The organism is Robiginitomaculum antarcticum DSM 21748, assembly GCF_000365025.1.
GTDB classification, from domain to species: Bacteria; Pseudomonadota; Alphaproteobacteria; order Caulobacterales; family Maricaulaceae; genus Robiginitomaculum; species Robiginitomaculum antarcticum.
Window position 1 is genome coordinate 321,501 of record NZ_KB823014.1, and the last position, 21,815, is coordinate 343,315.

The window sequence follows — 21,815 nt, forward strand, 5'->3', positions numbered from 1 at the left end:
GCCGCCCGCAAGACGGCGTATTCACCGGCTGTCGCGCAATTGTGCCCAGCGGGTGAGACGCTCTTTCACAGCGGCTTCGCGTCCGGCGTTTTTAGGGCGGTAAAACACTTCACGCGGCATGTCGTCAGGGAAATAGTTCTGGCCGGAAAACCCGTCCGGCGCGTCATGATCATAATTATAGCCTTTGCCATAACCCAGCTCTTTCATCATCGTTGTCGGCGCGTTTAAAATATGGGCTGGCGGCGGTAGCGACCCTGTCTGTCCGGCTTTCGCCATAGCGGACTTAAAGGCGGTATAAACAGCGTTGGATTTAGGCGCGCTGGCCAGATGAACAACGCAGTGCGCAATGGCCAGCTCGCCTTCGGGGGAGCCGAGCAGGCGGTAGCTGCGCACAGCCTCACCCGCGATCATCAGCGCCGCCGGATCGGCAAGGCCAATATCTTCGCTCGCCTGGCGCACCAGACGCCGCGCAACATAGAGCGGGTCTTCGCCGCCCGTCAGCATGCGGGCCAGCCAATATAGCGCTGCATCGGGGTCAGAGCCGCGAATGGATTTATGAAGCGCAGAAATGAGATTATAATGCTCGTCGCGGGTCTTGTCATAAGCGGGCGCGCGTTTTTGTAAAAACTCCGGCAGAGCTTTGCCGTCCAGCATCTGTCCGTCCGCCGCCTGTTCATATAAGGTCTCAGCCAGACCCAGAGCGAATCGGCCATCGCCGTCCGCCATCGCAATCAAAACTTTGCGGCCATCATCTGTGAGCGGTAAAGCCCGATCCATCAGGCTTTCCGCCCGCGCGAGCAGATCATCAATGGCGTCACTGGACAGGCGGTTTAAGACAAAGACCTGCATCCGCGAGAGCAGCGCGCCGTTTAGCTCGAAGCTTGGATTTTCCGTTGTCGCGCCCACAAGCGTGACCACGCCCTCTTCGACAAATGGCAGAAAGCTGTCCTGCTGCGCGCGGTTAAAACGGTGAATCTCGTCAACGAACAGTAATGTGCCGCGACCTTCATCGCGGCGCGCGCGCGCAGCCGCGAACACTTTGCGCAGATCGGCTACCCCGGAGAACACCGCGCTGATTTGCACGAATTCAAGATCCGCGTGGTCGGCAAGCAGTCTTGCAATAGTCGTTTTACCAACTCCGGGCGGACCCCATAATACGAAAGAACTGAGCCGACCGCTGGCCAGCATACGGCCCAAAGGCGCAGTATCGCTGAGCAAATGGTCTTGACCGATAACCTCAGACATAACGGCAGGCCGCAAGCGGTCAGCCAGCGGACGCGGCGCGTCATCGGAGAGATTTGAAGCGGCAAAAAGGTCACTCATAATGCGCTTATGACGCTATCAGCGTTGCGGCGAAAGGGGGTTAAGCGTCTTTATCCAGCGCATAACCAGCGCCGCGAATAGTGCGCACCAGATCGGGCTTGCCGTCCGTGTTAATCGCGCGGCGCAGCCGGCCCATATGGACATCAACCGTACGCTCGTCGATATGGATATCCATTCCCCAGACATGATCAAGAAGTTGCGCGCGGCTATAGACCTTTTTAGGGCGGCTTAGAAGTGTGCGCAGAAGTTTAAATTCCGTCGGGCCGAGCTTGATAATATCACCATCGCGGCTCACGCGGTGAGTTTCGGTATTCATCTCTATACCCGCATACGACAGCGCCTCCGTACCCAAGCCGTAGCGGCGCATATTGGCATTAATACGGGCAATCAACTCGCGGTTTGAATAAGGCTTGGTGACATAGTCATCAGCCCCTACCGTAAGACCGCGAATTTTGTCATCCTCACTGCCGCGCGCGGTGAGCATCATAATGGGAATGTCGCGTGTATCGACATCGGTCTTTAGCGTCCGGCAGACGTCGATGCCGGACATATCCGGCAGCATCCAGTCCAGAACGATCAGATCGGGACGATGGAGCCGCGCTTGCTGGATCCCGTCCTCGCCGCACTCAGCGTAAAGCACACTGTACCCCGCGGCCTCGAGATTATAGGTCAAGACCTGCGCCTGCGCGCTCTCGTCTTCGACGATCAGAACAGTAGATGAGCCTGACATAATCTTATTTCATCTCTTCCAGCTCTTCGGCGGTAAAAATCATACGGCTGGTTTTATCCCCTTTGGGACGTTTATCTTCGGGCCAGCTTCCGGTCACAAGAAAGATCACCTCCTGCGCTATGCTGACGGCGTGATCGCCCATACGCTCAATATTTTTTGCGATAAACAAAAGATGCATAGACGCGCCGATATGTGACGGGTCTTCCATCATATAGGTGAGAAGCTCGCGAAACAGCGAATTATGAAGCAAATCCACTTTTTCATCTTCGGTGCGCACGAGCTCTGCGGCCTCGGCATCACGGTTGATATAGGCATCTAGGGCAAGTTTAATATGATTTTCAACCAAATCAGCCATACGCGTTAGAGTCGAGAGTGAGCCGTAAAAGCTGTTACTGCGCGTAATCGTATTCGCGCGGCGGGCAATATTTTTGGCATAATCCCCCATGCGTTCCAGATGACTGGCGATTTTAAGCGTCATGACCATGCTGCGCAAATCCTGCGCAACCGGCTGCCTCAGCGCCAGAACGCGGATCGCCAGCGCATTAATTTCGGCCTCCAGGGCGTTAATCTGACCATCGCCGCCAATCACTTTGGAGGCCAGCTCGACATCTGATTTCATCATGGCAGAAATGGCGTTAGATAATTGATACTCGACCAATCCGCCCATTTCGATCACTAAGGATTCAACCTTGTTCAGATCATCATCAAATGAGGATACGATATGTGTGGCTGTCATCGGTTTCTCCACATCCCCCTCTTTTTGAGGATCCGATAAAGGGTCTGTTTCATCTGTCATCTTATATCCATCTTACGCTATGCGATATTAAGATGAATCATATCAGAGCTTTTCAGAAAAGCCGTGTGACAGTTTTATGAAAGTTTTATGACACTGGAGGCGTAAACTCAATGCATGAGGTTATTAAGCCGTAAACGGCATCAGATGGACTGTCATTGTCGTGCCTTTGCCCATTTTACTGTTAATCACCAGACGTCCGCGGTGTCGGTTAATGATATGTTTGGCGATCGCAAGACCCAGACCTGTCCCGCCCATTTCACGCGAGCGTCCTTTATCGACACGGTAAAACCGCTCCGTCAGACGCGGTATATGTTTGGACTCAATGCCTTCGCCATAATCATGAACTGTGATTCGGACACCATCCAGCAAGCCCTCGCCTTCGGACGGTGTTTGACGGATATCAACATCAACATAACTTCCCGGCGGCGTGTAACGCAGTGCGTTTTCAATGATATTTTGAAACACTTCCGTCAGCAAATCCGCGTCACCGCGCACTTCGGGAACCGTGTCGTGACATGTGATACGCACCCGGCCGGGATAATCCACATCGGCAGCAGCCAGCGCGGATTCTACTTGCTTTATTATGCTGAGGAGATCTACTGAATCGCTAGGAACGATATGTTCCTGAGCTTCGAACTTCGATAAGGACAGCAAGTCCTGCACTATGCGCGACATGCGCTGTGTTTCCCCGTCCATTAACTCCAAAAACCGCTCCCGCGCGGCTTCGTCATAGCGCGCCGGTCCGCGCAGCGTTTCGACCATTCCGATCACCGATGTTAGGGGCGAGCGCAGTTCATGACTGACATTGGCCACAAATGTACTTCTGGCGCGCTCAGCTTCTAATTCTGCGGACACATCCACAAATGTTAACAAACAGCGGCTTTTTAATTTGTCGCCGACAGGCGCGGCGGTAATTTGAAACACGCGCTGCGTCTGAAACGTCAGGGACGTTTCCAGCATTTTCATTTTACGCTCTTTGATAGATAAATTCACCAAAGACAGCACTTCAGGATGCCTTATAATCCGGATAAGGTAGACATCCGTAAGCTTACGGCCAAAGAGTGTCTGTGCTGCAGAATTAGCCTCAATAATGCGTAAATTCGACGCCAGCAGCAATGCCGGATAGGGCATAGCATCCACAAAACTCGGCATATGTCCCCCGGCTAAAAGAATTTAAAAGCGTATAGTGCCTTGCCGTATGCGCCCGCCACGGTCAACTTCGACAGTCCACATATCCCGCGTCTCCGCGCCTTCTACTATATCAGCCAGATCGTCAGTGGTTTTAATCGTCTGCTCATTAACCGACAGCATGATATCGCCGGGTCTGAACCGGCGGGCTGCGGGGCTGCGCGATGCAATATCTGTAATCACGACGCCGCGAATAAAGGGGTCAAAGCCGATTTCCTCAGCCAGTTTGGGAGACATATTAACGGCCGTTATTCCGGCAAACGGGCTGTCATCATCGATAAATACCTCTGCGCGGCTCGGTGTTTCGGTCGGCAGCGTAATGCGCAGGCGTTTGGTTTGCTCCTTGCCCTCTGACCAGATGCGTATGTTAGAGCGGCTATCCGGCTCCAGCGTGGCCATTTTAAAAGCGATACCGCTATCGTCATTGACATCTGTGCCGCCGATTGACAGCACCACATCGCCTTTGGTCAAGCCCGATTGATCCGCCGGACCGCCGGGGTAAACCTCTCCGATAATTGCGCCGCGGGGACGATCCAGACCCATAGCCTGCGCCATTTCACTGCTGACAGCCTGCGTGCGTGCGCCCAGCCACGGCCGTGCAATGACACCGTCCGCCAGAGCGCTTTTGACTGCGCGGCTGACCAGTTCCGCCGGAATGGCGAGGCCGACACCGTTAGAGCCGCCGCCTTTGGATAAAATAGCCGTATTTACGCCGACAAGTTCGCCGCTCATATCGATTAGTGCGCCGCCCGAATTTCCGGGATTAATTGCGGCGTCAGTCTGTATAAAGGATGAAAAATCCGAAACAGTGGTGCGGCCCTTGGCTGAAATAATGCCGCTGGTGACGGTTTGTCCAACGCCAAAAGGGTTCCCTATGGCCAGCACGATATCACCGACTTCCAGATTGCGATCACCGCTTATGTTAAGAAACGGCAAGGTCTGGCCTTCGGTATCCATTTGCAAAACGGCAATATCCAGCTTGTCATCCTTAGCAATAAGTTTGGCCTTGTATTCACGGCGGTCAGAGAGCTGTATCGTCAATTCCTGCGCGCCCTGCACAACATGGGCATTGGTCACGATAACGCCCTGACTGCGTACAATGACGCCGGAGCCCAGAGAGCGCTCCATACGCTCGCGCGGGACGCCGCGCATGATCCATCCGCCGCCAAAGCTCATCATCGGACTGTCGCGCACACGGCGCGTGCTTTGCACGCTGACCACAGCGGGCGCCGTCAATTTGACCAGCGGCGCAAAACTCATACGCATATCCAGCGCAGTTTGCGGCACGCTGCGCGTTTCAAGTTCGGTCTGCGGAATTTCAGGCAAACCGATTTGCGCCGTAATTATGGGAGCGCTAATGGCTGCCCCGCCAAGCAGAAGCGCGGCAAGGCCGGCTTTCAAAGCTGTAAGTTTCGATTTAGGCAGCTCTGCGCGCCCGCGCCTGGTATCTGTTTTATATGTCATGGTCTATATCTAGGCGCGGGGAGAGACTTAAAAAAGGCAAAGCGGCAGAATATTTCGTGAAAAAGTGGTTAGGGTCGCGCGCATAGGCGTCGTGCGACGCGGCGTTGCGCAATCCGCCCATAGTCCCTATGTCACCTTCATGAAGATGCAGCCTATGACAAAATCCGATTCCGGCCCGCTTACGGGTGAACAATGCCAAACCATGAGCGAGGTCCGCGAAGGCGTTGACGCGCTGGATCGCGAGATTGTCGCGCTGCTTGTGCGCCGTCAGGCCTATATGAGCGCCGCCGCCCGGATTAAGGGTTCGCGCGACGCTGTCTATGACGGTGAACGCATCGAGGATGTCGTGGCCAAAGTGGTGTCCGAAGCCCAAAAAGCGGGGCTGTCTCCTAATATTGCAGAGCCGGTCTGGCGCGAACTTATCGCGCGCTGCATTGATTTTGAATTTGCTAAATTCGACGCATTGCGCGGCGCATAACCGCTTTTAAAAGGCCTGTACGCTGTAAGGCAGGGTTTCAAATATCGGATCCAAATAACGATCGCGGTTCTGGTTTGACCAATTCGGAATATTTTTGATACAGAAATAGCGCGTTTGCGGCGCTTGGCCGGATTTGGCGCGCAAAGCTTCGTCGCGTGCAAAGGTTTGAATTTCCGACAACGGTGTGACTGCGCCGCTCGTGCAGCTCTCTATAATATCCTGCCCAAGCTGTTGATCGACACGTTTAAATTCTGTGCGGTTATAGGCGACAAAACTGCGCGCCACGCGGTTACCTTCAAGATATTTTACATGCACCATGCGGCGGTAATTCGGGATATCGGACGGCGATGTTTCGATAAGAAGCGTCGGACTGACATCCTGCGCGGTGGCGGTAGCAGATCCAAAAATTGGTAGCACAAATGCCGCCATTAGTGCTGTAATCCGTGCTGCCCGCATAATCGTCTCCATAAATCTGGCCGTCCTTCATTGCGAAGCATAAGCATCACACATTACGCTGCAATATTGTTGCGCAGCGTCTAGCATATGGATTCTGAACGTAAAATGGACGCGCTACGGGCGAGCGCGTTCATTATATTCCGCCATGATTTGGGGTCACGGACGGGAGATTTTAAATCAAACCCTAATTATTCGTCCAGCTCTGCCCGAGCTTTGGCCAAGGCTTTGCGGGCGGCGGCGAGACTACGTGTGGCCTGTGGGGATAGGTTATCATCGTCAAGCTGCATCTCACTAATTATGGCTTGAGCGGCCTTAATACGGGCCTGGACGCTCATATTCGGCGGCATAGGCGGATGCATGCCGGCGTGGGGCGGCATAGGGCGATCCATGTGGTCAGAGATAATCCATTCTTCGTCGTCACCCATTTTTAACGCATAGCCCTGCCCCTGCATGACTTTGACGTCATAGCTTTCAAGATCTTCCAGATTAATCTTACGCTTCTGGCCTGTGACTTTGTCGGTCTCCCACGCTTCGACTTCGCCGTCATTGACTTCGACAGTCAGAATCTTATCAACCTTTTTGCCGTTATCATCCGACATGATCCGAATCACGGATTTTGTTTTCTGGACGTCTTTATGCTTGCCCGCGCCGGCCATGCCGTCTTCCGGATCTGCAGAGGCCACATAGGGGGCGGAGAGTAGCGCGCCGCCTGCAAGTAAGAGTGCCGCGAGAGCTGTGCCGGTACGGCGGTGTTTTGGTGAAGATTTAAGCATCATGAGTCTGTCCTTTAAAGGGTGGGTTAACGTAAGACCAAGCGCGGGCTCGGCGGTGAAGCGTCTCTTATGTCCTGACTTCGGAACGGGGGAGCCCGGCGCAGTATGCGTTGCCATATGCAGCAAAGTCTGCGCGTATCGACGCGCCGGAGTTTCGCCGTCAATATAAGGTAGAAGCGAAGCATCGCAGGCTGCTTCCTGATCAGCGCGAAACGCGCGCGCCGCCATATGGATGACGGGGTTAAACCACCCCAGCGCAGTCAGGGTTATAACGGCGGTTTGAGCCGGCAAATCATGACGGCGCACATGCATTAGCTCGTGCAAAAGGGTTAGGTTTTGTTGATCAACTGACAGACGGGTTTCAAAATCGCGCGGCAGGATAATGATAGGTCTAAATAGCCCCGTTATACAGGGCCCTTGCCCCGTCATCATACGCACGCGAACGGAGCCTTTAACGCCGATCCGGCTTGCAATTCGCCGCATTTTATCGCCTACCGCATCGCTTGGATCTACGGAGCTGGATTTGATATGGCGCAAATACAGGATTTGGCGAATGGCCTGGCCTGTCACCCAAAGCGCCGCGCCGAACAGCCAGAGCGCCAACATTATTGCTGTCCAGTCTAGGGATACCGCCGGCGCTATAATTTGTTCGTATTGCACGACTGGCGGCGAAATACCGCTCACAGCTACTTGCGGCGCGGCACTCTCACCACCGAGCCACGGCACGGCGATAGATGGTAGAAACAGACGCAATATAGGTAACGCCCAGAGCATATAGGCGGCGCGCGCGCCAAAGAGGCGGGCAAATGGGCGGCGAATAATCAAGATAAAGAGACATAACCCCGTTACCGCCAATCCCGTTTGCACCGCCCAATCCGCAATCGTTCCTGCGCTCCAAAACAGATCAGATGCGAAATTTGAAAAAGCCTGCCCGGTCATGATTTCAGCTCCGCTATGAGCGCTTCAAGCTCTGCAATATCGTCATCGCTCAGCCCTTTGCCTTCGGCTAAATGCGCGACGAGCGGCGCGGCGCGGCCGCCAAATAATCGGTCAGCTAAATGCCGCGTAGCGCGGCCCGTCACAGTGCCGCGCTCGACGGCTGGGCTATATAAAAAACGGCGACCTTGCGGCTTTGTCCCGACAGCGCCCTTTTCGACCAGTCTCGACAGCAAGGTTTTGACCGTGCGTTGGCTCCAGTCCTGGGCATCCAAACGCTGCGCAATATCGGCCGCAGCCAGCGGATGTTCGCGCCACAGCACATCCATCACATGCATTTCGGCTTCTGATATATTAGGCAGTGTCATAAAATTCTCATTGATTACATATGTAGTCGTTAAGAGCGATTACGCTTGTAGTCAATATATAAAATATGAAGATTTGGAGAGGTGTCGCCCCAACAAAAAACCCCCCGGCGATGCCGGAGGGTCTAAACTTTTTACAATGTCGCTGTGACTACGCCGCAGGGGCTTCATCCGCGATCTCTGCCGGGAACTCTTCGAGACCCGCTTGCGCTTCAGCGCGGCGTTCATCGATAAGTTTCGTGTCACGCTCATTGGCCAGTTTCTGGTACTTACGCAGATTTGCGCCTGTACCCGCCGGGATGAGACGGCCCACGATAACGTTCTCTTTCAGGCCTTCCAACATGTCTTCCTTACCCTGTACTGACGCTTCGGTCAGAACGCGGGTGGTTTCCTGGAATGACGCCGCAGAGATAAAGCTGCGGGTTTGCAGTGACGCCTTGGTAATACCAAGCAGAATAGGCTTAGCCGTCGCCGGACGCTTATTCTTGTCACGCTCCAGCAGAGCTTGATTGGTATTTTCAAACTCGATCTTATCAAGCTGTTCACCGCGTAGAAGCGAAGTTTCGCCCGGATCAATGACTTCGACTTTTTGAAGCATCTGGCGAACAATTGTCTCAATGTGCTTGTCGTTAATCGGCACGCCTTGCAGACGGTAAACGCCCTGAACTTCGTCGACCAGATATTGGGCCAGAGCCTCAATACCCATGATCTCCAAAATATCATGCGGCGCAGGATTACCATCAATCAGATAGTCGCCTTTGCGAACCATATCACCTTCTTGAACCGCCATATGCTTACCTTTGGCAATCAAATATTCGGTCGCTTCGACATTCTCGTCGACAGGATTAAGGCGAACGCGGCGCTTATTTTTATAATCACGCGTAAATTCGACCGTACCGTCAATATCGGCAATCACGGCATCGTCTTTCGGACGGCGTGCTTCGAACAGCTCGGCAACACGCGGCAAACCACCAGTAATGTCGCGCTGTGTTGCGCCGCCTTTCGGGATACGTGCAATGACGTCGCCCGGCTTGACTTTGTCGCCGGCATTGACAGACAGAACCGCGCCAACGGCCAGCATATAGTTAGCCACATTTCCGGTCGCCAGTTTCACAGGCTCGCCATTTTTGTCCTGAACGACGGCCAGAGGCTGCAAACCGCCGCCTTTGGAGCTACCGCGCCAGTCAATGATACGCTTGGATGAAATGCCGGTTTCCTCATCGGTCTCATCTTTGGCAGACACGCCTTCGACGATATCGAGTAGGTTAATTTCGCCGGCCACTTCCGTGATAATCGGCGTGGCATAGGGATCCCATTCCGCAATCCGGTCACCGCGTTTAATCTTAGTGCCGTCTTTCGGCGTGACGCGATAGCCATAGGACACTTTATGTGATTCCAGCTCTTTGCCGTCACCGTCGACAACACGAATAGTCATGTTACGGCCCAGCACAACGTAAATGCCGCGCTCGTCTTTTACGACATTGCCGTCAACATATTCGATCGTGCCTTCATTGGAGGACTCGACAACAGATTTATCAGAAACCGAGGCCGTACCGCCAATATGGAACGTCCGCATAGTTAGCTGCGTACCCGGCTCACCAATAGACTGCGCTGCGATAACACCGACAGCTTCTCCCATATTGACCTTCGTCCCACGGGCCAGATCGCGGCCATAACAGGTCGCACAAATGCCGTTACGGGTTTCGCAGGTCAGAGGACTGCGCACGCGCGCATCCTGCAAACCGGACTCATCAATCTGAGCCATCAATATTTCTTCGATATAGGTGTTGGCCGGAGCAATCATATCGCCGGTGCGCGGGTCAAGAATGTCTTCTGCACAAGAACGGCCCAGCATACGTTCGCCAAGGCTAACCTGAACTTCACCGCCGTCAACAACAGGCTTAAGCGTGATGCCCTCGACCGTGCCGCAATCCTGTTCATTAACAATACAATCCTGCGCCACATCGACGAGACGGCGTGTCAGATAACCGGAGTTCGCGGTTTTCAAAGCCGTATCAGCCAGACCCTTACGGGCCCCATGGGTCGAGTTAAAGTAATCCAGAACCGACAGGCCCTCTTTAAAGTTAGCGGTAATCGGCGTTTCGATAATCTCACCGGACGGCTTGGCCATAAGACCGCGCATACCCGCAAGCTGCTTCATCTGGTTTTTGGAACCCCGCGCGCCGGAATCGGCCATCATAAAGACAGAATTGATCAATTTACGCGGACGCGCGGCTTCGGCCATCATAGCGTCAGCCACTTTATCCGTACATTTTGACCAAGCGTCGACAACTTTGTTATATTTCTCGCCTTTGGTAATCAGACCGTCAGCATATTGCTGTTCAAAGTCATTCACCAATGCCGAGGTTTCGTCGACCAGGATTTTCTTCTCGGCCGGGATGATCATGTCATCCTTACCGAAAGAAATACCGGCTTTCGCCGCCTGTTTGAACCCGAGGCCCATAATTTTATCAGCGAAAATCACTGTCGCCTTCTGTCCGGCGTGGCGATACACCACGTCAATCAAATTACCGATGGCCTTTTTCGTCAGCACTTTATTGACTAGGCTATACGGAACCTCATGATGATCAGGCAAATATTCCGCAATCATCATACGTCCCGCTGTCGTTTCAGCAGCCTCGCGCGTGATGGTGCCGTCCTCGGCAGTAACGTTAAAGCGGGCAATAATCTTAGTATGGATATTGATATGTCCGCCATCCATAGCGGCTTCCAGCTCGGCCATATCCGCAATCATGCGGCCTTCGCCTTTTTCGCCTTCGCCCATAATGGACATGTAATACAGACCCAAAATAATATCCTGTGACGGGACAATAATCGGCTTGCCATTGGCCGGTGACAGGATGTTGTTCGTCGACATCATCAAAACGCGGGCTTCGAGCTGCGCTTCGATAGACAGAGGAACGTGAACCGCCATTTGGTCACCGTCAAAGTCAGCGTTAAACGCCGCGCAGACGAGCGGGTGAAGCTGGATCGCTTTACCTTCGGTTAGCACGGGTTCGAACGCCTGGATGCCAAGCCTGTGAAGCGTCGGCGCGCGGTTAAGCAAAACCGGATGTTCACGGATAACCTCGTCGAGGATATCCCACACTTCAGGACGCTGTTTTTCAACCATTTTCTTAGACTGTTTAACAGTGCCTGAGAGACCTTTGGCGTCAAGGCGTGCATAAATAAACGGTTTGAACAGCTCGAGCGCCATTTTCTTAGGCAGACCGCATTGATGCAGTTTAAGCTCAGGGCCAACCACGATAACGGAACGTCCGGAATAGTCGACGCGCTTACCGAGCAGATTCTGACGGAAGCGGCCCTGCTTACCTTTAAGCATATCGGACATAGATTTCAGCGGACGCTTATTAGCGCCTGTAATCACGCGGCCACGACGGCCATTGTCAAACAAAGCATCAACAGATTCTTGCAACATGCGTTTTTCGTTACGCACGATAATATCGGGCGCGCGCAGCTCAATCAGACGTTTCAAACGGTTATTACGGTTAATCACGCGGCGGTACAGATCGTTCAGATCAGAGGTCGCGAAACGGCCGCCATCCAGCGGCACAAGAGGACGCAATTCCGGCGGTATAACCGGAACAACAGTCAGGATCATCCACTCGGGACGGTTGCCTGATGTCAGGAAAGATTCCAGCAATTTCAGACGCTTGGAGAACTTTTTTAGCTTCAGCTCTGAGCCTGTTTCGGTCATGTCAAACCGTGTGCGCTCAATCTCGGCCTCAAGATCAAGGTTCATCAGCATTTCGCGAACAGCTTCCGCGCCGATACCGGCAGTAAAGCTGTCTTCGCCAAATTCAGCCTGGGCGTCGACATATTCTTCTTCGGACAGGATCTGACGCTCAGCCATAGAGGTCAGGCCGGGCTCCGTCACGATATAGGACTCGAAATACAGAACGCGCTCAACTTCTTTGAGCGTCATGTTCAGCATGGTCGAAATGCGCGACGGAAGCGATTTTAGAAACCAGATATGGGCGACAGGCGCGGCCAGTTCGATATGGCCCATACGTTCACGGCGAACGCGCGTCACTGTCACTTCAACGCCGCATTTTTCGCAGACGACGCCCTTATATTTCATCCGCTTATATTTGCCGCACAAACATTCATAATCTTTGGTCGGGCCAAAGATACGCGCGCAGAACAGGCCGTCTTTTTCAGGCTTGAACGTACGGTAATTTATGGTCTCCGGCTTGCGGATCTCACCGAAAGACCAGCTATGGATCTTCTCGGGCGATGCCAGAGAAATTTTAATGCGGTCAAAGGTCGGGCCTTCTTGCGCAGGATTGAAAATGTTCATGACCTCTTGGTTCATAACTTTTTCCTCTTAGTGTGGAGCAAAACGCTCCGAAAAATTCAAATCGCCCGAATATACGGGCAAGCGGCCGGGAGGGGGAGACCCCCTGCCCTTAACCGTTAGTAAGTTCGATATTGAGGCCCAGCGAGCGGATCTCTTTGATCAGCACGTTAAAGCTCTCCGGAATACCCGCTTCGAAGGCGTCATCACCGCGCACGATAGACTCATAGACTTTCGTCCGGCCCGCCACGTCATCCGACTTGACGGTGAGCATTTCCTGCAAGGTGTAAGCCGCGCCATAAGCTTCAAGCGCCCAGACTTCCATCTCACCGAAGCGCTGACCACCGAACTGGGCTTTACCGCCCAGAGGTTGCTGCGTGACCAGAGAGTATGGACCGATTGAACGGGCATGGATTTTATCGTCGACCAAATGGTGCAGTTTCAGAAGGTATTTATAGCCTACTGTGACCGGACGTGTGAACGGCTCGCCTGTACGGCCGTCGTTCAAACGCACTTGACCGGATGATGTCAGGCCTGCTTTTTCAAGCATGTGGACAATGTCGGTTTCATCCGCGCCGTCAAAGACAGGCGTTGCGATCGGCATACCGCGTTTAAGATTACCGGCCAATTCAATCAGCTCGGAATTTTTACGCGGCAGTTCTCCGCCCTCATACGCATTATTGAGCGCAAGCTTGAGCGGCTCCATTGATCCTTCGGCGTGATAGGTTTGCAGCGCCTCATCGATCATCTTACCGATACCGGCACAGGCCCAGCCCAAATGCGTTTCCAGAATTTGTCCCACATTCATTCGCGACGGAACGCCCAGAGGGTTCAAAACCAGATCGACCGGCGTGCCATCATCAAGATATGGCATATCTTCGATCGGGTTAATTTTGGAAATCACACCTTTATTGCCGTGACGACCCGCCATTTTATCACCGGGCTGTAGCTTACGCTTCACAGCCACGAAGACTTTAACGGATTTCATCACGCCCGGCGGAAGTTCATCACCGCGCTGCAATTTATCGACTTTGTCCTCAAAACGAGCATCCAGACGCGCTTTTGACGTGTCATATTGCTCTTTAAGGGCTTCCATCTCGCCAATGGCCTTTTCATCGTCAACACCGATGCGCCACCAATCTGAACGTGGAATATCCGTCAGATTTTCCAGCGTGACAGGGCCTTTTTTGAAGCCGCGCGGTCCGGAGACAGCGTTTTTGTTCATCAAAACATCTTCGAGATTATTGTAGATAGATCGCTCTAGAATAGACAATTCATCATCACGGTCTTTGCCGAGACTTTCAATCTCTTCACGCTCAATCTGCATAGCGCGCTCGTCTTTATCCACGCCGTGGCGGTTAAAGACGCGAACTTCGACAACCGTTCCGGACGCTCCGGGCGGCAGTTTCAAAGAGGTATCGCGTACGTCAGAGGCTTTCTCGCCAAAGATCGCGCGCAGCAGTTTTTCTTCCGGCGTCATCGGGCTCTCGCCTTTTGGCGTGACCTTGCCGACCAGAATATCGCCCGCGTGCACTTCCGCGCCAACGGCCACGATACCGGCTTCATCCAGATTGGACAGCTGCTCTTCGCCGACATTCGGGATGTCGCGCGTAATCTCTTCAGGCCCCAGCTTTGTATCGCGGGACATGACGGTGAATTCTTCCAAATGCAGTGATGTGTAAACATCATCGCGCACAATGCGCTCTGAGATTAGGATGGAATCCTCGAAATTATAACCGTTCCAAGGCATAAAGGCGACGAGTACATTTTTACCCAGAGCCAGCTCGCCCAGATCGGTAGACGGGCCGTCGGCAATAACGTCACCGGCTTTAACTTCATCGCCAACTCTGACCAATGGACGCTGATTAATACAGGTCGACTGGTTAGAGCGCTGGAATTTCAGCAGGTTATAAATATCAACGCCGGATCGGGTCAGGTCGGACTCTTTCGTCGCGCGGATAACAATCCGCGTGGCGTCCACTTGCTCCACAATACCTTCACGTTTCGCGGCAACCGTCGCGCCGGAATCGTTAGCAACAACGCTCTCCATGCCGGTACCGACCAGAGGCGCTTCTGCCTTCAGTAGAGGCACAGCCTGACGCATCATATTTGATCCCATCAGCGCGCGGTTGGCGTCATCATTTTCAAGGAACGGGATGAGCGCAGCCGCAACAGAGACTAGCTGTTTCGGCGACACATCGATGAAGTCGACCTCGTCGCGCTCGACAAGTGTCACATCACCATTAACGCGGCAGGTGACAAATTCAGTCGCCAGCTCGTTTTTATCCGTAATTTCGGCATTGGCCTGCGCAATTTTATAGCGGGCCTCTTCCATAGCGGACAGGTATTGAACCTTATCTGTCAGCTTACCGTTTTTAATCTGGCGGTACGGGCTTTCGATAAAGCCGTATTTGTTGATCCGCGCATGGGTCGCCAGTGAGTTGATCAAACCAATATTCGGCCCCTCGGGCGTTTCAATCGGACAGATACGGCCATAATGTGTCGGATGCACGTCGCGCACTTCAAAACCGGCACGTTCACGGGTCAGGCCGCCGGGGCCAAGCGCAGACAGGCGGCGCTTATGCGTAATTTCGGACAGAGGATTGGTCTGATCCATAAATTGTGACAGTTGCGATGAGCCGAAGAATTCACGGACAACAGCGGCGGCCGGTTTAGCATTGATCAGATCATGCGGCATGACTGTTTCAATATCGACGGAGGACATACGCTCTTTAATGGCGCGCTCCATACGCAAAAGACCGATACGATATTGATTTTGCAAAAGCTCACCCACAGACCGCACGCGGCGGTTGCCAAGGTTATCAATATCGTCTTTTTGGCCAATACCGTCTTTAAGTTTCACCAGCGTATCCAGCACGGCCAGTAGATCTTCTTTACGCAAAATACGGACGTCATCCGGACATTCAATATTCAGACGCATATTCATTTTCACGCGGCCCACATCTGACAGGTCATAACGCTCAGGATCAAAGAACAGGCTCTCAAACAAGGCTTCGGCCTGCTCCGGCGTTGGCGGCTCGCCCGGACGCATGATGCGGTAAATATCGACAAGCGCGTTATCGCGCGCTTCATTCTTATCCGCGACCAATGTGTTACGGATATAAGGCCCGACATTAATATGGTCGATGTTAAGAACTGAAAGCTCGTCGATGCCGGCTTCAATAATGGCTTCAATGATTTCGATATTCAGTTCATCACCGGCTTCGGCGTAGATCTCGCCAGTTTCAGTGTTTACCATATCTTCGGCAGCATAGCGTTCAGCCAATGCTGCATCAGAGATAAGAACGCGCTTCAGACCGCCATCGGCCAGTTTCTTCGCGCCGCGTTTCGTCAGCTTGCGGCCCGCAGGGGCAGCAACTTCGCCGGTTGAAGCGTCGACAAGATCGTAAACAAGCTTGGAGCCGCGGTAATCTTCAGCGTTAAACGGAACAGTCCAGCCGCCCTGTTTCTTCTCGCGTTTGAAATCGATCTTCTCATAGTAATGCTCAAGAATATCGTCACGGGTCATGCCCAGCGCATAAAGCACAGTCGTCGCCGGCAATTTGCGGCGGCGGTCAATACGCGCGTATAAAATGTCTTTGGCGTCAAATTCGAAATCGAGCCAAGAGCCGCGATACGGAATAATCCGCGCACTGAACAGGAACTTGCCTGAACTGTGGCCCTTGCCGTTATCATGATCAAAGAAAACGCCCGGAGAGCGGTGCATTTGAGACACAATCACGCGCTCGGTGCCGTTAATAATAAACGTCCCTTTTTCCGTCATCAGCGGAATGTCGCCCATATAGACGTCTTGCTCTTTAATATCTTTGACTGATTTTGCACCCGTATCGTCATCGACATCAAACACAACCAGACGCATTTTGACTTTGAGCGGCGCCGCGTATGTAATATCGCGCTGCTGGCACTCTTCTTCATCAAATGCCGGCGGTTCAAAGACAAAGCTGACATACTCTAAAACGGCGCGATCAGAAAAATCGCGAACCGGGAATACTGACCGGAAAACGCCGTTAAGTCCGTCTTCACCGCGGTCGGCGAGCGGTACAGCTTTTTGCAAAAACATCTCGTAAGATTGTTTTTGAACCTCAATCAGGTTTGGCATTTTCACCACTTCGGGAATACGGCCAAAACTTTTGCGAATACGTTTTTTTCCAGTGAAAGTCAGAGACATCAAGGACACCTTCGGTTTGCGCGACCAGCGCCTGTGCACTGGCGCGGTCTGATAAATTTGGTCGGTGTTTAAGCTGGCCGACCAGCCTCGCTATAACTTGCGGGAAAGTGTGGGCGTTCGGAATATCTCCCGAACGCCCGAAACGTCAGCTTACTTAAGCTCGACAGACGCGCCGGCAGCTTCCAGCTTGGACTTGATGTCCTCAGCTTCAGCTTTCGTTGCGCCTTCTTTGACGGCTTTAGGTGCGCCTTCAACGAGGTCTTTAGCTTCTTTCAGGCCAAGACCTGTAATCGCGCGGACTTCTTTAATGACGTTGATTTTCTTCTCACCAAAGCTCGTCAGAACGACGTCAAATTCGTCTTTTTCTTCAGCAGCTTCAGCAGCGGCAGCAGGACCGGCAACTGCGACAGCAGCTGCGGCTTTGATGCCGTTTTCTTCAAGAATATCGTTTAGTTCTTTTGCTTCGAGAATGGTTAAACCCATCAGCTCATCAGCTAGCTTCTTTACATCAGCCATTTTAGTTTCCTTTAGTTAGGTTCAGTTCGATTTTGCGAGAATGAGTGTCGTAAATTCATACAGCAATTAAGCCGCAGCCTTTTCTTCAATGACCTTGATGGCGCCAACAAGTGCGCTACCAACAGCATTAAGACGAGACCCGATTTGTGAAGCTTGACCCAGTAGACGTGATGCCACCATGCCAATCAGTTCTTCGCGTGACGGCAGTTTGGACAGTTCCAGAATACCGTTTTCGTCAAAGATTTCCTCACCCATGAAACCGCCAATGATATTGAAGTGATCATTATCTTTGGCAAAACTCACGGTGACTTTCGGCGCAGAGATCATGTCCTCGGCCCAGGCAACAGCCACGGGACCGGTGAGCATGTCAGACGCGCCTTCAGCAGGCGTGCCCTTTAATGCGATTTTAGCCAATCGGTTATTTATAACCCGGATCGACGCGCCTTGCTCACGGAGCTTGGCACGTAAATCCGTCATTTCCGCAACTGTCATGCCTGAATATTCAGTCATGACAACGGATCCAGCCTCGGCAAATACGCCTTTCAGCGTTTCTACCAGGACTTCTTTTTCATTACGATCCATTGCGGTCTCCTTTGTAACAGACCCTCCACCATGGAAGATCCTCTAAGGTACGCTTGCTTGCCCCGTTTCCAGATCAAGCGCGCGCTAGACTGTCCCAGGGCTCGAACCAAACCAGCCGCATGCGCGGCAAATCCGGTTGTTGCTCTGTCTATCACTGGCGAAAATTAAGTCCGTTCCCTTAAAGGGTCAGGACGCCAATGGTCTCGGACAGGCGCTGACGAAATCGCCAGCTATCAGGCCGGAAGTATCCGGCCCAAATCTTGTTTAAGCGGTCGCCTCGAAAGACGGATCCAGCTTGACACCCGGACCCATTGTGGAGGTCAGAGTGACGCGTTTCATGAACACACCTTTGGCGCCGCTTGGGCGGGCCTGACGGATGGCTCTTAAAAACGCGGTAACATTTTCTTCAAGCGCAGCTTCGGAAAAGCTGGCTTTACCGACACCGGCGTGGATGATCCCTGTTTTTTCAACGCGGAACTGAACAGCGCCGCCTTTGGCATCTTCAACAGCCTTGGTCACATCCATCGTCACAGTGCCAACCTTAGGGTTTGGCATCATACCTTTGGGGCCAAGAACGCGGGCGACGCGGCCAACGAGCGGCATCATGTCCGGCGTGGCGATAACTTTATCAAACGGCATGTCACCGTTTTGAATCATCTCAACCAGATCGTCGGCACCAACAATGTCTGCACCGGCTGCGCGGGCTTCATCAGCCTTGGCATCTTTGGCGAAAACAGCGACGCGTTGCGTACGGCCTGTGCCTTGGGGAAGATTACATACGCCGCGAACCATTTGGTCAGCGTGGCGCGGGTCAACACCCAAATTGATGGCAATTTCGATAGTCTCGTCGAATTTGGCCTTGGCATTTGATTTAACCGCAGCGACAGCGTCTTTAACGCTATGCAGCGTTTCTCTTTCGTAGGAGCCGCGAGCAGCCGCCATACGTTTACCTTGCTTAGCCATATCTAGCCCTCCACCACGTCGTAACCCATTGAGCGCGCGGAGCCCTCAATGATCTTTTGGGCCGCCGCTGCATCATTTGCAGACAGATCAACCATTTTCAGCTCGCCGATTTCGCGGCACTGTGATGTTGTCACAGTTCCGCCAACAATTCGGGACGGCTCGGAAGACCCTTTGTCCTTTTTCGCCATCTTTTTCAGATAGTAAGAGGCCGGAGGAGTCTTTGTGATGAATGTGAAAGATTTATCACCGAAGACCGTAATTACGGTCGGGATCGGCATGCCTTTTTCCATTTCGCCTGTCTTGGCATTAAATGCCTTACAGAATTCCATAATATTTACACCGCGCTGGCCCAATGCAGGGCCGAGAGGCGGTGATGGGTTCGCTGCGGCTGCCGGAACAGTCAGCTTGATATAGCCAGAAATCTTCTTTGCCATGATCCCTATCTCCTAATTATACCGCCGACCCCATGTCGGCAGTGAGGGGGTGTGGTGCGAAACGGCTGGACTGAGCCGGCTCTCCCACAGTTTTGAAATTTACGTCTCGGCCTTTTTGACCTGCGCATATTCCAATTCGACCGGGGTACCCCGACCAAAGATGTTGATGAGCACTTTAAGGCGCTCGCTTTCTTCATCGACACTTTCAACGGTGCCGTTAAAGCTCTGGAAGTGACCGTCGATAACTGAAACCGTCTCGCCCACTTCATAAATAATTGTACTGCGCGGACGGTCAACGCCCTCTTGAATCTGGCCGACAATGCGCGCTACTTCAGCCTCGCTCACCGGCATAGGTTTGTTGGCGTTACCCAGAAAGCCGGAGACTTTCGGTGTATTTTTGACCAAGTGATAGACATCGTCCGTCAACTGCATCTTCACCAGAACATAGCCCGGAAAGAATTTGCGCTCGCTCTCAACCTTACGGCCACGGCGCACTTCAATGACAGTTTCTGTCGGCACGAGAATTTCTTCGAACTTGTCAGACAAGCCCTTACGCTCCGCCTCGGCCTCGAGACTTTCTTTGACGCGCTTCTCGAAATTAGAATGCGCCTGAACGATATACCATTTGGCTGCCATGAATTGCCCTTACTGCGCGCCGCCGAAAGTCAGCGCATATTTCGTGAGCGTGGAAAGCACGCCGTCTGTGAGTAGAAAGAAAGCCCCGAATAAAGCCACAACGATAAAAACCATAATGGTTGTCGTCCATGTCTCTTTCCACGTCGTCCAGGTGACCTTGGCCGCCTCTTGACGCGTTTGCGCAACAAATTTGACCGGTCCGACCTTTTCCGGCGGGCGCGTACTTGCTTTAGTACCGCCTCCGATAGAGGGTTTTTGTCCCTTGGCCATACGGCATTTCCTTCTTAATGGCGCCGCATACACAAAGAACGCGTCGCCTGATACTGTAAAACGCAGACGGCGCGTATGCCGTCTGCGTGTAGACTTTTCCGTCTATTTTATTGAGTGGCAGAGGAGGAGGGACTCGAACCCCCGACACCTGGTTTTGGAGACCAGTGCTCTACCAGCTGAGCTACACCTCTCCGGTCACCCCAAGAGGCGACGCATAAACCTACTCAATAATTTTTGACACGACGCCGGCGCCGACGGTGCGTCCGCCTTCACGGATAGCGAAGCGCAGCTTCTCTTCCATCGCGATCGGGACGATCAGTTCGACATTAATATTGACGTTGTCGCCCGGCATAACCATTTCCGTGCCTTCGTTCAATGTCACAACACCGGTCACATCAGTCGTACGGAAGTAAAACTGCGGACGGTAATTGTTGAAGAACGGCGTATGACGGCCGCCTTCGTCTTTGGTCAGGACATAAGCCTCACCCACAAACTTCTTATGCGGCGTTACGCTGCCCGGCTTACACAGCACTTGGCCACGCTCAACATTTTCGCGGTCAACACCACGGATCAGCGCGCCGATATTGTCGCCGGCCTGACCGGAGTCCAAAAGCTTGCGGAACATTTCAACGCCCGTACAGGTCGTTTTCTGCGTATCGCGGATACCGACGATTTCAATCTCGTCGCCCACTTTGACAATCCCGCGCTCAACACGCCCGGTGACAACCGTACCGCGGCCTGAGATGGAGAATACATCTTCGATCGGTAGCAAGAAGGGCTGGTCAATCGCGCGCTCAGGCTGGGGAATATACTCATCAACAGCCTTCATCAAAGCGCGAATGGAGTTCTCGCCAATCTCGGGATCGGTGCCGTTCAGCGCCGCCAAAGCGGAGCCCGGAATAATCGGAATATCATCGCCAGGGTAATCGTAAGAGGACAGCAGCTCGCGCACTTCCATCTCAACCAGCTCCAAAAGCTCTTCATCATCAACCTGGTCAACCTTGTTGAGGTAAACCACCAAAGCCGGAACGCCGACCTGACGGGCCAAAAGGATATGTTCGCGCGTTTGCGGCATCGGGCCGTCCGCAGCGTTGACAACCAAAATGCCGCCATCCATTTGCGCCGCGCCTGTGATCATGTTTTTCACATAATCAGCATGTCCGGGGCAGTCGACGTGAGCATAATGACGGTTTTCCGTCTCATACTCAACGTGAGCCGTAGAGATGGTGATACCGCGCGCACGCTCTTCAGGCGCGCCGTCAATCTGGTCATAATCCTTGAAATCACCGAAATACTTCGTGATCGCCGCCGTCAGCGTCGTCTTACCGTGGTCAACGTGGCCAATCGTGCCAACATTGGCGTGCGGCTTGTCGCGTTGGAATTTTTCTTTTGCCATTT

General features: G+C 53.1%; 18 protein-coding genes and 1 tRNA gene. 1 reads left to right on the plus strand and 18 read right to left on the minus strand.

What is annotated here, in order from left to right:
• Window positions 1-21: 21 nt before the first annotated feature.
• From H142_RS0113525 to H142_RS15910, 5 genes are all read right to left on the minus strand, one after another.
• Window positions 22-1,323 carry a replication-associated recombination protein A gene (locus H142_RS0113525; RefSeq protein ID WP_017932690.1) on the minus strand — a complete coding sequence of 434 codons (1,302 nt, stop codon included), beginning with the start codon at window positions 1,321-1,323 and terminating at the stop codon, window positions 22-24.
• A gap of 40 nt (window positions 1,324-1,363) precedes the next feature.
• Window positions 1,364-2,053 (minus strand): phosphate regulon transcriptional regulator PhoB, encoded by a 690-nt coding sequence (gene phoB / locus H142_RS0113530; protein WP_017932691.1) that lies wholly within the window; start codon window positions 2,051-2,053, stop codon window positions 1,364-1,366.
• Between the two features lie 4 nt (window positions 2,054-2,057).
• Entirely contained in the window at window positions 2,058-2,849 is a 792-nt protein-coding gene (gene phoU, locus H142_RS0113535) for a phosphate signaling complex protein PhoU (RefSeq protein ID WP_017932692.1), read from the minus strand.
• 123 nt (window positions 2,850-2,972) lie between these two features.
• Window positions 2,973-4,001: an ATP-binding protein gene (locus H142_RS0113540; RefSeq protein ID WP_017932693.1), complete on the minus strand. Its 1,029-nt coding sequence runs from the start codon at window positions 3,999-4,001 to the stop codon at window positions 2,973-2,975.
• Window positions 4,002-4,022: 21 nt separating this feature from the next.
• A complete protein-coding gene (locus tag H142_RS15910; RefSeq protein WP_017932694.1) occupies window positions 4,023-5,501 on the minus strand; it encodes a Do family serine endopeptidase in 1,479 nt (492 codons plus the stop codon).
• Window positions 5,502-5,646: 145 nt separating this feature from the next.
• Between H142_RS15910 and H142_RS0113555 the strand changes: the two genes are divergently transcribed.
• Window positions 5,647-5,979, plus strand: a complete 333-nt coding sequence (locus H142_RS0113555) for a chorismate mutase (protein WP_033315372.1) — start codon at window positions 5,647-5,649, stop codon at window positions 5,977-5,979.
• A gap of 6 nt (window positions 5,980-5,985) precedes the next feature.
• On the opposite strand, the gene H142_RS0113560 is transcribed toward H142_RS0113555, so the two are convergent.
• The 13 genes from H142_RS0113560 to tuf all read right to left on the minus strand — a co-directional run bounded on the left by H142_RS0113560 (window position 5,986) and on the right by tuf (window position 21,813).
• The gene (locus H142_RS0113560; protein WP_017932697.1) at window positions 5,986-6,447 is read right to left on the minus strand and encodes a hypothetical protein; all 462 of its coding nucleotides are present in this window, start codon (window positions 6,445-6,447) and stop codon (window positions 5,986-5,988) included.
• Between the two features lie 176 nt (window positions 6,448-6,623).
• Window positions 6,624-8,147 carry a M56 family metallopeptidase gene (locus tag H142_RS0113565; RefSeq protein WP_017932698.1) on the minus strand — a complete coding sequence of 508 codons (1,524 nt, stop codon included), beginning with the start codon at window positions 8,145-8,147 and terminating at the stop codon, window positions 6,624-6,626.
• Window positions 8,144-8,512: a BlaI/MecI/CopY family transcriptional regulator gene (locus H142_RS0113570; protein WP_017932699.1), complete on the minus strand. Its 369-nt coding sequence runs from the start codon at window positions 8,510-8,512 to the stop codon at window positions 8,144-8,146. Before H142_RS0113570 ends, H142_RS0113565 begins: the two co-directional genes overlap by 4 nt.
• A 148-nt stretch (window positions 8,513-8,660) precedes the next feature.
• Window positions 8,661-12,845 carry a DNA-directed RNA polymerase subunit beta' gene (rpoC, locus tag H142_RS0113575; protein WP_017932700.1) on the minus strand — a complete coding sequence of 1,395 codons (4,185 nt, stop codon included), beginning with the start codon at window positions 12,843-12,845 and terminating at the stop codon, window positions 8,661-8,663.
• 94 nt (window positions 12,846-12,939) lie between these two features.
• On the minus strand, window positions 12,940-17,016 hold the full coding sequence (gene rpoB / locus H142_RS0113580) for a DNA-directed RNA polymerase subunit beta (RefSeq protein WP_017932701.1): 4,077 nt from the start codon (window positions 17,014-17,016) through the stop codon (window positions 12,940-12,942).
• A 150-nt stretch (window positions 17,017-17,166) separates the two neighbouring features.
• A complete protein-coding gene (rplL, locus tag H142_RS0113585) occupies window positions 17,167-17,532 on the minus strand; it encodes a 50S ribosomal protein L7/L12 (protein WP_017932702.1) in 366 nt (121 codons plus the stop codon).
• A gap of 66 nt (window positions 17,533-17,598) precedes the next feature.
• Window positions 17,599-18,114: a 50S ribosomal protein L10 gene (rplJ, locus tag H142_RS0113590; protein ID WP_017932703.1), complete on the minus strand. Its 516-nt coding sequence runs from the start codon at window positions 18,112-18,114 to the stop codon at window positions 17,599-17,601.
• 264 nt (window positions 18,115-18,378) lie between these two features.
• Window positions 18,379-19,077, minus strand: coding sequence for a 50S ribosomal protein L1 (gene rplA, locus H142_RS0113595; protein ID WP_017932704.1), 699 nt, complete (start codon window positions 19,075-19,077; stop codon window positions 18,379-18,381).
• Window positions 19,078-19,079: 2 nt separating this feature from the next.
• Window positions 19,080-19,511 (minus strand): 50S ribosomal protein L11, encoded by a 432-nt coding sequence (gene rplK / locus H142_RS0113600; protein WP_017932705.1) that lies wholly within the window; start codon window positions 19,509-19,511, stop codon window positions 19,080-19,082.
• 99 nt (window positions 19,512-19,610) lie between these two features.
• The gene (nusG, locus tag H142_RS0113605) at window positions 19,611-20,147 is read right to left on the minus strand and encodes a transcription termination/antitermination protein NusG (protein WP_017932706.1); all 537 of its coding nucleotides are present in this window, start codon (window positions 20,145-20,147) and stop codon (window positions 19,611-19,613) included.
• Window positions 20,148-20,156: 9 nt separating this feature from the next.
• The gene (secE, locus tag H142_RS0113610; protein ID WP_017932707.1) at window positions 20,157-20,417 is read right to left on the minus strand and encodes a preprotein translocase subunit SecE; all 261 of its coding nucleotides are present in this window, start codon (window positions 20,415-20,417) and stop codon (window positions 20,157-20,159) included.
• 115 nt (window positions 20,418-20,532) lie between these two features.
• Window positions 20,533-20,608: transfer RNA gene (locus tag H142_RS0113615), tRNA-Trp, on the minus strand.
• 29 nt (window positions 20,609-20,637) lie between these two features.
• On the minus strand, window positions 20,638-21,813 hold the full coding sequence (tuf, locus tag H142_RS0113620; RefSeq protein WP_017931334.1) for an elongation factor Tu: 1,176 nt from the start codon (window positions 21,811-21,813) through the stop codon (window positions 20,638-20,640).
• Between the last annotated feature and the right edge of the window lie 2 nt (window positions 21,814-21,815).